This window comes from Rhodobacteraceae bacterium IMCC1335, assembly GCA_039640495.1.
Taxonomy (GTDB): domain Bacteria; phylum Pseudomonadota; class Alphaproteobacteria; order Rhodobacterales; family Rhodobacteraceae; genus Thalassovivens.
Genome location: CP046864.1, coordinates 2580907 through 2595031, shown reverse-complemented (window position 1 = coordinate 2595031; position 14125 = coordinate 2580907). Strand labels below are relative to the sequence as shown.

The 14125-nt window shown below is 53.1% G+C and carries 9 protein-coding genes and 1 pseudogene; 9 read left to right on the top strand and 1 reads right to left on the bottom strand.

Going from position 1 to position 14125, the window contains the following annotated elements; all coding sequences use genetic code 11:
• Window positions 1-41 precede the first annotated feature (41 nt).
• The 3 genes from GN241_12430 to GN241_12420 are packed head-to-tail and all read left to right on the top strand — an operon-like array spanning window position 42 to window position 4227.
• Entirely contained in the window at window positions 42-1133 is a 1092-nt protein-coding gene (locus GN241_12430; protein ID XAT58087.1) for a GTP cyclohydrolase I FolE2, read from the top strand.
• Between the two features lie 57 nt (window positions 1134-1190).
• Window positions 1191-2639, top strand: a complete 1449-nt coding sequence (locus tag GN241_12425; protein XAT58086.1) for a potassium transporter TrkH — start codon at window positions 1191-1193, stop codon at window positions 2637-2639.
• A 1-nt stretch (window position 2640) separates the two neighbouring features.
• Complete coding sequence (locus GN241_12420) at window positions 2641-4227, top strand: acetolactate synthase isozyme1 large subunit (protein XAT58085.1); 1587 nt, start codon at window positions 2641-2643, stop codon at window positions 4225-4227.
• A 5-nt stretch (window positions 4228-4232) separates the two neighbouring features.
• Here the strand turns inward: GN241_12420 and GN241_12415 are convergent, their stop codons facing one another.
• Entirely contained in the window at window positions 4233-5966 is a 1734-nt protein-coding gene (locus GN241_12415) for a peptidoglycan-binding protein (GenBank protein ID XAT58084.1), read from the bottom strand.
• 260 nt (window positions 5967-6226) lie between these two features.
• Between GN241_12415 and GN241_12410 the strand changes: the two genes are divergently transcribed.
• The 6 genes and pseudogenes from GN241_12410 to GN241_12385 all read left to right on the top strand — a co-directional run bounded on the left by GN241_12410 (window position 6227) and on the right by GN241_12385 (window position 14125).
• On the top strand, window positions 6227-7150 hold the full coding sequence (locus GN241_12410) for a glycine--tRNA ligase subunit alpha (protein ID XAT58083.1): 924 nt from the start codon (window positions 6227-6229) through the stop codon (window positions 7148-7150).
• A complete protein-coding gene (locus tag GN241_12405) occupies window positions 7147-7674 on the top strand; it encodes a histidine kinase (protein ID XAT58082.1) in 528 nt (175 codons plus the stop codon). Before GN241_12410 ends, GN241_12405 begins: the two co-directional genes overlap by 4 nt.
• A gap of 1 nt (window position 7675) precedes the next feature.
• Window positions 7676-9736: a glycine--tRNA ligase subunit beta gene (locus tag GN241_12400; GenBank protein XAT58081.1), complete on the top strand. Its 2061-nt coding sequence runs from the start codon at window positions 7676-7678 to the stop codon at window positions 9734-9736.
• A 68-nt stretch (window positions 9737-9804) separates the two neighbouring features.
• Window positions 9805-12389: pseudogene (locus tag GN241_12395) on the top strand (pyruvate, phosphate dikinase).
• A 109-nt stretch (window positions 12390-12498) separates the two neighbouring features.
• Complete coding sequence (locus tag GN241_12390; protein ID XAT59276.1) at window positions 12499-13092, top strand: cell wall hydrolase; 594 nt, start codon at window positions 12499-12501, stop codon at window positions 13090-13092.
• A gap of 112 nt (window positions 13093-13204) precedes the next feature.
• Window positions 13205-14125 (top strand): diguanylate cyclase, encoded by a 921-nt coding sequence (locus GN241_12385; GenBank protein XAT58080.1) that lies wholly within the window; start codon window positions 13205-13207, stop codon window positions 14123-14125.

Genomic DNA, 14125 nt, shown 5'->3' with positions numbered 1-14125 from the left:
GTTTCCATCAGTAACGCGGTCTTATGCAAAAAGGGCATATCATGAATATTCATACCCGTAACGCGAACACACAGCCTGATCAAAACGCCGTTGAAGAGGCGTTAGATATATTGCGTAACTGGGTAGGTCACGCGGATGAAACTGAGGTAGCATCGCTGGATGCCGACCTGCTTGCGCAGATATTGCCGCAACAATACCCTGAGTTTTCCGCAAAATATAATGCTGAATTTAGGGTCAATGAGGCTTATCGCGACAGTATGCCCGATTTGCAAAACGGGCCCACCGCGCTGATCCGCGGCGCGAAGCAGCAGATCCAGCATGTTGGGATTTCGAACTTCCGCCTGCCGATTAGTTACCAAACCCGCAACGGCTCAGAGCAGACCTTGCAAACATCGGTCACCGGTACAGTCAGCCTTGATGCCGATAAAAAGGGCATCAATATGTCACGGATCATGCGTAGTTTTTATCGCCATGCCGAGAAAAGTTTTAGTTTTGATGTGATGGAGCATGCGCTTGATGATTACAAAAGCGATTTAGAAAGCTTTGACGCGCGCATCCAAATGCGTCTGTCTTATCCAATGAAAATGGACAGTTTGCGTTCTGGATTGCAGGGCTATCAGTATTACGATATCGCGTTGGAGCTGGTTGATCAGGGTGGCATACGCAATAAAATCTTGCATCTGGATTATGTGTATAGCTCAACATGCCCCTGCTCACTGGAATTGAGCGAACATGCGCGAAAAGAACGCAACCAATTGGCGACACCGCATTCGCAACGCTCGGTGGCACGTCTCTCAGTGGTGCTGAGCGGCGAAGACTGCTTGTGGTTTGAAGATATTATCGATCTATGCCGTAAAGCGGTGCCCACGGAAACTCAGGTCATGGTGAAGCGCGAGGATGAGCAAGCTTTTGCGGAACTGAATGCGGCCAACCCGATTTTTGTTGAAGATGCGGCGCGCTTGTTTTGCGCTGGCCTGAAAGCGGATGGACGCATCGGGGATTTCAGGGTGATCGCCAGCCATCAAGAAAGCCTGCACAGTCATGACGCGGTATCTATTCTGACCGAAGGCTGTACTTTTGCACAAACCTCGCTTGACCCTAAAATGCTCGCGAGTTTGATCCATAGCGGATAAGCAAAACTTCGTTTCCGCTCTTGACAGAATTGGCCTGATTGTCCAACCGTCAGCGCTATGATCGATTTTCGACCCGTCGGCTATGTGATTGGAATGCTTCTTGGCATTCTGGGTGCTTCAATGGTGTTCCCGCTCTTGGTTGATATTGCCGAGGGTCGCGGCCAATGGCCTGTTTTCATGTATAGTGGCATTCTGACAGCCCTGTTTGGCAGCTTGCTTGCTATGGGCTGTTCAACGGGGGTTAAGCAAGGGCTTAGCATCCAACAAACCTTTTTGTTAACCACGGGCGTGTGGGTCGCTTTGCCTTTATTTGGCGCGTTGCCCTTTGTTTTTGGGGCCACCGAGGCCCGCTATGTTGATGCGTTCTTTGAGGCCATGTCGGGGCTTACAACAACCGGATCTACGGTGTTTACCGGCTTGGAAGATTTGCCCAAAGGTCTGCTGCTGTGGCGGGGTATTTTGCAATGGTTGGGCGGTATCGGGATTATCGTTGTGGCCATGGTGTTTCTGCCTGAACTGCGCGTTGGCGGCATGCAAATTTTTAAAGCCGAGGCCTTTGATACTTTGGGGAAGATCTTGCCACGGGCCACAACAATTTCGATACAGATTTCGATCATCTATATCGCAATTACGATGGCCTGCACTTTGGCGTATTTTGCAGTTGGGTTGTCAGCCTTTGATGCCACTGTGCACGCGATGACCACCGTCGCCACGGGTGGATTTTCAAATTATGACCGCTCATTTGCGGCGTTTTCATCAGCGGCGGAATACGTGGCGGTGGTTTTTATGATTTTGGCGGCGCTGCCCTTCGTGCGCTATGTTCAGCTGATCAATGGACAAAAAACTGCTTTGCTGCAAGACCGGCAAATTCGAGGATTTTTGATGGGCTTGGGGCTGATTGCGCTGACCAGTTGGATCGTTTTAACGTCGCAAACCAATATGCCCGCAGCAACGGCCCTGCGCAAAGCCTTGTTCAACATCACCTCAATTATCAGTGGCACCGGATATACAAGCGCGGATTACATGCAATGGGGTGGGTTTATGGTCACGCTGTTTTTCCTTGTTGGATTGATCGGAGGCTGCGCTGGCTCAACCAGCTGCTCCATCAAGATCTTTCGCTACCAACTCGCCTTTGCATCTATCTCGACCCAATTGCGCAGAATTCGATCGCCCAACGGCGTGTTTCAACCCCGTTATGATGGGCGCAAAGTTGACGAAGATGTGCTTACCTCGGTGATGTCGTTTTTCATGCTGTTCATGGTCACCTTGGCGGTGGTGGCAACGCTTTTGGGCCTGACCGGGCTCGATTTCATCACGTCACTATCTGCAGCCAGCGCAGCTTTGGCAAATATTGGCCCTGGGCTGGGGGATCAAATCGGCCCTGCGGGAAATTTTGCGGGTTTGAATGATGCGTCAAAGTGGATTTTATCGATCGCCATGCTCATCGGACGATTGGAGCTATTGGCGGTATACACGCTGCTAACCCTGCAATTTTGGAGAGCCTAATATGTCGCAACGTTCTATGGCGCCGCTGGGTACGCAAATTTCTTATGCCCTGAAGGCGCGGGGTGTCGAGGTGGTTTTTGGAATTCCGGGGGTGCATAACCAAGAATTATATCGCGGATTGGAAGAGGCCGGGTTGCGCCATATTCTGGCCCGTCATGAACAAGGGGCGGGGTTTATGGCCGATGGCTATGCGCGGGCCACGGGCCGCGCGGGCGTTGCCTTCGTGATCACCGGCCCTGGCCTGTGCAACATTATGACGGCTTTGGGGCAAGCCTATTCGGACAGCGTGCCCTTATTGGTGTTTTCGTCCTGTTTGGATGATATCGAATCCCGCAAGGGTCAATTGCATCAGATGAAAGATCAGCGTGCGGCAGCGGCAACCGTTTGCGATTGGTCAGAACTGGCGCAATCTGACGCGCAGGCCTATCGTCTTATGGATCAGGCTTTTGCAGAATTTGCCCAACAGCGGCCGCGCCCCAAGCATATCCAGATACCGATCGCGTCTTTGGCCGCGGCCGCGCAAGCCGCGCCGGCTGCGCAACCGCTGCCCCGCGCCTCTGCGCCAGAGGCGGAAGACATCGCAAAAGCTGCCGAGATGCTGCGCTTGGCGAAAAAGCCTTTGGTTATTTTAGGGGGTGGCGCGCGCGCGGTCTCGGTGATGCCGTTGCTGCAGCAGCTGGGCGCGGCAAGCTTTACCACTTACGCAGGGCGGGGGGTGGTTGATCGCATTTATCCGCTTCATTTTGGATCTTTACTGGCGCGTTCCGGCGCGAAATCGGTTCTTGGATCGGCTGATTTGGTCTTGGTGATTGGTAGCGAATTGTCCGAAGGCGACCTTTGGCGCGCCGAGCTGGGCCATAAGGCTCCTTTGATTCGGGTGGATCTAGACCCGGAGGTGCTGACGGATAGCCATCAAGCAGAGCTGACAATTTCGATGCGGGCAGAGGCATTTGTGCCCGCGCTTTTATCGCAGCTGCGGGGGCATAAAGCGCACACGGTTTGGTGCGCGCAAGAAATCCAAACGCAGTGTCGGGCGTGGCAGCGGCAAGTGGATTTGGAACGCCCAGGCATCCTGCCAATCTGTCGCGCTTTGCAGGCTGCGCTGCCCCAAGATACAATGATCTTTTCGGATATGACCCAATTTGCCTATCTGGCAAAAGAAATTTGGCCGATGTCAAAACCGGGCCATTGGCATCACCCGACCGGATTTGGAACTTTGGGATATGCGCTGCCCGCTGCGATTGGAGGTGCCATTGGCCGCCCCGGTTTGCCGACGGCGGCGATTATCGGTGATTACGGGTTTCAATATTCCTTGCCGGAATTGGGCGTTGCAGCGGAGCTTGGATTGTCGCTTCCGATTATCCTATGGGACAACACCAAGTTGCAGGAAATTGAAGATAGTATGATCTCTGCCCAAATTGCGCCTCAGGCCGTCCAGGCGTCAAACCCGAATTTCTTAACCTTGGCACAAGCCTATGGGTGCGCCGCCTGCAAGCCCAGCTTGCTCGCCGACTTGCCGGGTATAATAGAGGCCACTTTTTGTGCAGGCCGCCCGACAATAATTCACCTCACGCCTGATATGATTTGATGGATTTATTGGGGCCAGCAACTGACCAAAGCGGCAAGTGGCCTGGCCGCACGGGTGATTTGAATGTCCAATAATGGCTCTGAGGAGAGCTTGGTATCCGCGATCAATCCGGCATTAAACAAAAGTTCTTTGAGCGGTTCTGCTTTAAACGCATGATGGGTTTTATCGGGTAAACTGCGCGCTCCGGGTCGGGTTGCCAAAAGCAATCCCGCCACCGCACCACTGCGATCGAGCAAAGGCCCTCCGGCATCGCCGGGCAGCGCCTCTAATGAGAGCCGGAGCTTATTCTCTTCCCCGCCTAGGCCTTTAAGATCTTCAATTTTCGCTGCTGTAACGCTGGCTCCACCCAACCGTCCCTCGAAGGAATGACCCGCCAATAAAAGCGGATCGCCAAAACCCGCGGCGCGACGAGAAAATTTCGCAACAGCGATGGGGGATAGCATCGTTTGAGGTTGCAACAACGCCACGTTTCCGCTGATATCCGTTGTCAGAATTTTCGCATCAAAGGAATCTTCTAAAGTCATCCGACCACATTGGCTTAAGTCCAACGCATCTGTCAGCACATGGCCTTGATTTGATACATAGATGCCCGAGCGTACAAAGATGGGTTTTTTGGTGTCTAAACCATAGACCTGATCGGGCATCTTTGCATAGGCGCGCCCTAAATCAGGATCCAACGCACCGCTTAGCACGCCAAAGCTTTGCCGCATTTCGCGCAATAAACGCTTTTGCTGGCTTTTTTGCTGCGCCGGCCAAACCAAAACAAAGCCTTTTATGCTGCCCTCTACCAATTCAGCCTGCGCGAAAGAAATGATCGCACGATCCTCGCCTCTGATCGTAAAGCTGTCATCATAAAGCCGGCGTGGTCCATTCTCGGGGATGATTTCGGTTGATCCCAAGGCTTTATAGATGGCGCGCAAAGCTTTCGAATCGCCTGCTTGCGAAATGAGATAGATCGCTGCGGCGCTGTCATCTTTAGCTTTGAAATGCGCAAGCGGAGGCGCATAGCGTTCAAATTCCACCAAGCCCATTGGCATTTTTAAGCTGATCCCGGCTTCTAGATCAGTCATCAACCTCAGATCAAGATCTTCAAGAACCGCATTATATTGCGCCAAAAGCTCTTGTCTTTGTTGGCTGGTTAAAACCCCCGTCGCTTCAAACCCATTATCCTCTTGCCAAGCTTGCATAGAGCTGCGGGTGCCTTGCCCGAATAGGCCATCAATAACAGATGTGTAATAACCTTCGCTTTTCAGCGCGGTTTGCAGGTTTTTCTTTTCGGGCATGCTCAATTGGGATTCCGTTAGCCGCGCCTGTTCCAGGGTTTCCTCTTCGAAATCTGTTTGCACGCTTAAATCCTTAAGCGGTTCAGTGATGATGCGGCGTTGCGTGCGGCCCGTACCGCTTTGTGGGGCGAGCGTCGCAGTTTCCACACCGCTTCCGCTTTGCAGGTTGCTTGGCCAGATTTGCGGCCCATAGCTCGACCCGGAAGTGACAAAACTATCGCCTGGAATGGCCAAGCGTGATTGCAAATCGCGGCGCTGCGCGTCTGCAATTTCTTCGCTGAACGGGCCCATCGCGATCACATACCAGCCTGATCCAAGCGAAAAAGCGTTGATGTTGGGAAGCTTGGCGGAATAGGCTCGGGCGCGATCTTCAATTTCAAGCAAGCTTGGCCGGGTTTCGATCTGGATCCAAACCGGTGTTTGGGCCATCACAAAATTCGAAAATGTTATGCTCAAAACGGCACACCATAACACTACCCGATAAAAAACCACTGCGACCCCTATTGCTTGCCCCGTTTGGGTTTATAGTTCAATTTTAAGATGCTCTTTGTTTACGGGAGAAGCGTTTATTTGGAAAGTCCTTTCGAGCAGAGTTTTTGCCTAGTTGAATGACTTTTTTAGCGCCCAGGCCGCCATGTTCCGTTTGTTTGTTGACCCCTGTCACGGCTTTGCCTAGGTAGGGCGGGCGCATAACTTAATGATGAAGACATAAACCCATGACCCAATCGCCTCCGCGTTGCTTTCAAGATATTATACTTAGACTGCAAGCCTATTGGGCAGCGCAAGGCTGCGCCATTATGCAACCTTATGATATGGAAGTGGGCGCGGGCACGTTTCACCCAGCGACCACGTTGCGCTCGCTGGGCGCACGGCCTTGGGCAGCGGCCTATGTGCAGCCTTCTCGGCGGCCCACTGATGGCCGCTATGGGGAAAACCCAAACCGATTGCAGCATTATTATCAATATCAAGTTTTGATAAAGCCCAGCCCGCCAGAATTGCAGGCGTTATATTTAGGCTCGCTGGAAGCGATTGGTATCGATATGGCGCTGCATGATATTCGGTTTGTCGAGGATGATTGGGAAAGCCCGACCTTGGGCGCTTGGGGGCTGGGTTGGGAAGTGTGGTGCGATGGAATGGAAGTGTCGCAATTTACCTATTTCCAGCAGGTTGGCGGGCATGATTGCCACCCGGTCTCGGGCGAATTGACCTATGGTTTAGAGCGATTGGCCATGTATGTGCTGGGCGTCGATCATGTGATGAATATGCCCTTTAACGCGCCCGATGCCCCGATCCATCTGTCATATGGCGATGTGTTCAAACAAACCGAAGAAGAATATGCGCGGTGGAATTTCGATGTTGCCAATACCGATCAATTGCTGCGCCATTTTGAAGAAGCGGAGGCGGAATGCGCCGCGATTTTGGAGCAAGAGCATATCGACCCCAAAACCCAGAAGCGCATCATCATGGCGCATCCGGCCTATGATCAATGCATCAAGGCCAGCCATCTGTTCAATCTTTTGGATGCGCGGGGTGTGATTTCGGTCACCGAACGCCAAGCCTATATTGGCCGGGTGCGCGCGCTGGCCAAGCAATGTGCCGATGCGTTTGTTTTAACCGCCGCTGGGGGCCAAACCCAATGACCGGCAAACTTCTTGCATTGAGCATTATCCTTGCCGCAATGGTGGCGGGTATTTCGATTTATTACCTTCAGATCTACGCGTTTTACGATGAGGTTGTGGCAGATGGGAAAACGGATGTGGTGTTAACCCGGCGTGGTGATGGCGCAGTGACCCCGATCGCCTATCAGGATTTTCAGGCGATTGACTCGAGCAGCTCGCCAATCCGATATCGAGCGTGTTTTACAACTTCTGAACCGTTGGCGGCGCTTCAAAGCAAATTTGTGACGCTTGAGACGGCCGAACCCTTGGTGGCTCCAAAATGGTTTGACTGTTTTGACGCCGCGTTTTTAGGGGCGCAAATCGAACAAGGCAAAGCGCGCGCGTTCCTAGCTGTGGAAAACTTGACGTATGGGATCGATCGCATCGTGGCGATCCTGCCGGATGGACGGGGCTATGCGTGGACCAAGATTAACCGCTGCGGCAAGGTGGTTTTTGATGGGAAAACTGCCCCCGAAGATTGCCCCAAGCCTGTCGAAAGAGACTGACATGCCCGATTTATTGATAGAATTATTTTCCGAAGAAATTCCGGCGCGTATGCAGGCCAAAGCCGCTGCGGATTTGCAAAAGGCGATGACGGATGGTTTGGTCGAGGCTGGGCTAACCTATGCCGGTGCCGCCGCTTTCGCCACGCCCAGACGGTTGACACTGACCGTGCATGGACTGCTGGCGCAAAGCCCCAGCCTGCGCGAAGAGCGTAAAGGCCCGCGCGTTGATGCCCCCGAACAAGCCATAGCAGGGTTTTTACGCGGCGCAGGCGTGGCCCGCGAGGCGTTAAGCGTTCGCGCCGATAAAAAAGGGGATGTCTATATCGCCATGATCGAAAAGCCGGGTCGTCCGGCGGCGGAGATTATTGCCGAAACGCTTGAAAAAACCGTGCGGCAGTTTCCATGGCCAAAATCGATGCGCTGGGGCTCTGGCAACCTGCGCTGGGTGCGCCCATTACACTCGATTATCTGCCTGCTAAGCGATGAGGCGGGCGCCGATATTATTCCCATTGAGATTGAGGGCGTAAGCGTTGGTCATACCACTTATGGACACCGTTTTATGGCACCAGATCCGATTTCCGTAACCGGTTTTGACGATTATCAAGCCAAATTGAAACGGGCGTTTGTGCTGTTAGATGCAAAAGAGCGCAAAGAGTCGATTTGGCAAGAGGCCTCGAACCAGGCATTTGCCGTAGGTCTTGATCTTGTGGACGATCGTGGGTTGTTGTCTGAAGTGGCCGGATTGGTCGAATGGCCGGTTGTTTTGATGGGCAAAATTGACGCGCAATTTCTGTCATTGCCCGCTGAAGTGTTGCAGACATCGATGAGAGAACATCAAAAATTCTTTTCTTTGCGCAACCCGAAAACGGCGCAGATAGAAGGGTTTATCACGGTTGCGAACCGAACCACCGCGGATCAAGGCGCAACAATTTTGGCAGGCAATCAAAAGGTTCTGTCCGCGCGCCTGGCAGATGCGAAATTCTTTTGGGAAAACGATCTCCGTTTGGCGCAGAATGAGGGTATGAGCCGATGGGTTGATCGTTTATCGAATGTGACGTTTCACAACAAACTGGGAAGCCAAAAACAACGCGTTGATCGGTTGGTGCAATTGTCATCAGATCTGGCAGCGCTGATTGGCGCGGACCCGGCTTTGGCAGCGCAAGCCGCCAGCGTGGTGAAGGCCGATCTGTCTTCAGAAATGGTGTATGAGTTTCCCGAATTGCAAGGGCTTATGGGAAGCTATTACAGCCATGCGGCGGGTTTGCCCGATGATGTGGCCAAAGCCTGCATCGAACATTATGCGCCGCTTGGGCCCAGCGACCAGGTGCCGCAAACGCCGCTGTCTGTAACGGTGGCTTTGGCTGATAAAATTGATCTTTTAACAGCTTTTTGGGCGATCAATGAAAAACCAACGGGCAGCAAAGACCCATTTGCTTTGCGGCGTGCAGCGCTTGGGGTGATCCGATTACTGCTTGAGAATAACGTATCTCTTTCCTTGCTTTCGGTGCTGCAAAAAGCCTATCCGAATGCAGATTTGCAAGATTTATTAGGATTTTTCCACGATCGGCTGAAAGTATTTTTGCGCGATCAAGGACTGCGCTATGATATTATTGATGCCTGTATCGCGGTGTCGGGAAATGATAACTTGACGCTGTTGGTAAAGCGCGCGGAGGCTTTATCGCAATTCTTGAAAACCGATGATGGTGACAATCTTCTGCAAGCCTTTCGACGCGCGAATAACATTCTCAGCCAGGCCGAGGCAAAGGATGGCGTAGAATATTCTTACGGCGCCGATGTGAAATATGCCCAGAACGCGCAAGAACGCGCTGTCTTTGAAATATTGGACCGGCAAGAGCCGCTTATTGAGCAGGCGATGAATGCTGCTGAGTTTTCAAATGCGCTGGCTGGTCTTGCTGCGCTGCGCGCGCCGCTTGACGGTTTTTTTGAGGCGGTTCAAATAAATACCGAAAATGCGGTGATCCGCCGAAATCGGTTGAACCTGCTAAGCCGGATTCGCGCGCTGGGCGTTGAAGTTGCAGATTTAAGTAGGGTTGAAGCGTAATTTAAGCGGCGCGGTGGCGGCGCCAAAGGGCGCGCGACCTTTGGCTTGAAACTGGCTTTATTCTAGCTATGCTGCAGAAGAGAAAGAAGGGTGCCGCAGTGCAGCAAAAGCAATTGGATATCACGCTTGTGACCCCCACTGCGGCTATGTCGGCAGAGGCCTATGGCGGCCGCGCAAAATGCTTGCAGCGCTTGGTTCGTTTGGATTTACCGGTTCCTCGGACGGTGGCCTTGTCTTTCAAGGCCGTGCATAAGATCGCATCGGGCAGTCCTGTCGATGTCAATGCTATCCTTGGCTATTTTGATCATTCGGATTTGATTTGTGCGCGCCCGTCATCGCAAAGCGCCGATTGGGGTGGCCCGGGCGCTGTGCTGAATATTGGAATGAATAAGGCGCGCTATGCTCTGTTATGCGATACGCTGGGCGCAGAGGCGGCGGCGATATTATATCTAAGCTTTGTGCAGGCCTATTCTATTCACGTGGCTCGCCTAGACGCTGATATCTTCGATCATATCAAAGGCCAAGATCACGCGGCCCTAGAACAGGCTTTGCGGGCCTATGAGGAAGAGGCAGAGGAAGCGTTTCCACAAGAGCGCGATGCCCAATTAACGCAAGTACTGGCATCAATGGCGCGCGCCTGGGAGGGCACATCGGCACGGTTGCTGCGTCAAGCCAAAGGCGCTCCGGCGGGGGCTGGGCTTGGCTTGGTGGTGCAGCAAATGGCGTTTGGGTTGGGGCAGGGCGAATGCGGCTCGGGGCTGTTGCAATTGGTGAACAGCGCCACCGGCCAATCTCAAGTGACCGGGCGCTATAAGCGGCAAAGCCAAGGCCGCGAAGGTCTAAGCGGCGATCAGGGGGCAATTTTCCTGACCAGCGATCAGCGCGGGGCCTCTTTGCAAGAGGCTGCACCAGAGATTTTTGAAACTTTGATCGAGCAGGCCAAACTGATGCGCATTCGGTTGCGCGAAGAAATGCAAATTGAATTTACCATCCAAGATGGGCAGCTTTACATCCTGGATGGGGTGCGCGTGCAGCGGCGTGCCCCGGCAGCGGTGCGCATCGCGGTGGCTTTGGCAGAAGATGGTATTATTTCGCAAAAAGAGGCTTTGTTGCGCGTGGATCCAAGGTCATTGGGTGAATTATTGCACCGCCAAGTGGATCCGGATGCAGCGCGCGATGTGCTGTGTGAGGGGGTGGCGGCCAGCCCCGGCGCCGCGGCTGGAAAGATCGTGTTTACCTCTGAAGCCGCGCAGGCCAGCGCGGCGCGCAATGAAGCCTGCGTGTTGGTGCGCCGCGAAACCAGCCCCGAGGATATTCGCGGGATGCATGCCGCCAGCGCCGTTTTGACCGAACGCGGCGGGATGACCAGCCATGCGGCAGTGATCGGCCGCGGCATCGGGCTGCCTTGCGTGGTCGGGGCCAATGAGATTTCGCTCAACCTGTCCGACAAAACCTTAACCACACCCAATGGACAGGTGTTTCAAGAGGGCGATGTGATCACGGTAGATGGCACCAATGGCCAGATTTTGGCCGGCCAACCTGCGATGATTGAAGCGGCTTTGAATGACGCTTTTCAATCTTTGATGGCATGGGCTGATACGCATAGTGACATTAGGGTGCGCGCCAATGCGGACACGCCGGCCGATGCGCAAACGGCCCGGAATTTCAACGCTCATGGCATAGGTCTTTGCCGGACCGAGCATATGTTTTTTGAAGCTGATCGGCTGACCTTGATGCGCGAAATGATCTTTGCTGATGACAGCAATGAGCGGCGCGCCGTGTTAGATCGTTTGTTGCCGATGCAGCGCTCAGATTTCATCAAATTGTTTAAAATCATGCAAGGTATGCCGGTTTGTATTCGCTTGTTTGATCCCCCTTGCATGAGTTTCTTCCCTCAGATCGTGCTGGCATCCGTGAATTGGCCGATGCGCTTGATTTGCCGATTTCACATGTTAGCCGCCGCATTGAAGATATGGCCGAATACAATCCGATGCTAGGCCTGCGGGGGGTGCGTTTGGGCGTAACGGTGCCGGAAATTTATGAAATGCAAGCGCAGGCGATTTTTGAAGCCACGATTGAGGCCAGTCAAGATGGTGATCCGGTGGTGCCTGAAATTATGATCCCTTTGGTCAGCGCGAAGCGTGAGGTAGAGCTGGTTAAGGGTAATATTGACTCCGTAGCCGCTAGGGTTCGAACCTCGTCAGGCGTTAATTTCGCATTCAAGTTGGGGGTTATGGTGGAAACGCCGCGCGCTGCGTTACGCGCCAATGAAATTGCCCAGCATTCTGCTTTTCTGAGCTTTGGAACCAATGACTTAACGCAGATGACCTATGGGTTGTCGCGCGATGATGCAGGGCGCTTTATGTCGCGCTATGTACAAAAACAAGTGTTTTTGGAAGATCCGTTCCATGTGCTTGATACGGATGGCGTGGGTGAGTTGTTGCAATTGGGCGCAGAACGGGCCCGAAAAGCCCATCCTGATGTGACAATTTCGATTTGCGGCGAGCATGGCGGTAACCCTGAATCAATTGCCTTTAGCCGCGCGCATGGGTTTGATTATGTGTCTTGTTCGCCTTTTCGGGTGCCCAGCGCTCGGTTGGCAGCGGCGCAGCTTGCAATTCAGGAAGAAACCGCCTATTTGGACGCTCAATAAGCCAGCCTGACGCTTCATCAGGCGTAATATTGTGAAATATCTGACGTCTTATTCGCCCATTTGGAGATATGCTTTGAGCTTGTTCAAATCGCTTTTGCTATTTGTTTTTATGGGGTTTGCGGCCAGTGCCGCGCAGAGTGATACTCCCAAAGAAATGGTGGTGCTGGGTCTGCAGGTCGATCAGCAGTTTCGCCAAAAAATTCCTGCTTGGAGTTTTAACCAGATTTTGTCGCGGCAAAAAGCCGCTCAAAACATGTTATACTCGGCCACCTATATAGAGACATTGCCCGTTGCCACGGGTGGTAAGCAATGGAGCTGTTTGGCAGAAGCGCTTTATTTTGAAGCCCGTGGAGAGTCGATTGCAGGCCAATTTGCTGTCGCAGAGGTGATCATGAACAGGGCGGATAGCCGGGCGTTTCCAAACACAGTATGCGGTGTTGTTAATCAAGGGATAGGGCGCCGACATGGCTGTCAATTCAGCTATAATTGCGATGGGCTGGCAGAACGCATTCACGATAAAAAGGCCTACCAGCTGGCGGGTAAAGTGGCTGACCTTGTGCTGAATGGCGCGCCGCGGCGCCTGACATCGGGGGCCATGTTTTATCATGCTAAATCGGTTGCGCCGCGCTGGGCAAAAAAACTAGATCGCACAACCACCATCGGGGAACATCACTTTTATGCCCATCAGGCCGGAAAAAGCTGATAAAACTTTACCGGAAAAATGACGCAACTGACGGCTTTGGTGACGCCTCTGATCGCAGCCAAAGGAAAGATCTCTTGTATCGCTGTGATAAAGCTGGAAGAGAGGCCTCCGCATGACAGAAGAGATCAGGCTGGCGTTTGCCCATCCATTGGAACGTGCGCAAGCCAGCGCTGAAGGCAAATATGACCGGATTTCTCTGCGCGACCATATTGTTGAGGTTGAGATTGGTGCGTTTCAAAGTGAACGGGGCGTTACGCAACGGGTGTGTTTCAATGTGGTGGTGGAAGTGCGGCCCACGGCAGAATATAGCGATGATGTAGATCAAATTTTATCCTATGATCGGGTGACCGAGGCCATCGCAGCCGAGCTGAATTTTGAACGGTTGAATTTGTTGGAAACCTTGGCAGAGCGCATAGCGGGGCGCATCTTAAGCGAAAAGCAAGCGGTACGGGCCTTTGTGCGGATTGAAAAGCTTGATCGGGGTCCGGGTGCGCTGGGGGTTGAAATCGTACGCTCAAGCACTTCCGCTTTGCCCGCCTTTAAAAAGGCGGAAGAAGATCGCCTCAGACCGCGGATTATACACCTTTCGAATTCGGCGGTGACCTCACCTTTTTTGACCGGCTGGCTTGATGCATTGGAACACAACCAACAGCCTGTGATTTTATGCGTAGGCCTGCCAGAGTTGCCCCAACCAAAGGCAGAAAATGCGCAAGTGGCGCGGCGTATTGGGTTGCTGGCGATTGAGCAGAATGCTTGGCTGCTTGCGGCGCAGGATCCACGCTGCGTTGTGGTTGCCACGCATACAGAGCTGGATTGGGCGATGAAAAACGGTCAAATCAGCGTTTGGGCGCCGTCAAAGATGGTGCTTGATGCGACGCACCCACCGCAAGGTGATCTGCGAAACAGCCTGTCCTTAACGCATTGGCTTATTGACCTTTTGGAGGCGCAGGATGGTTTGTATATCGGCGCTGAGGTGCCGGTTGATTCTGCGCCGCGCTTGCGCAGCCAGCCGATCCAAGCGCAGCTTTTGTAA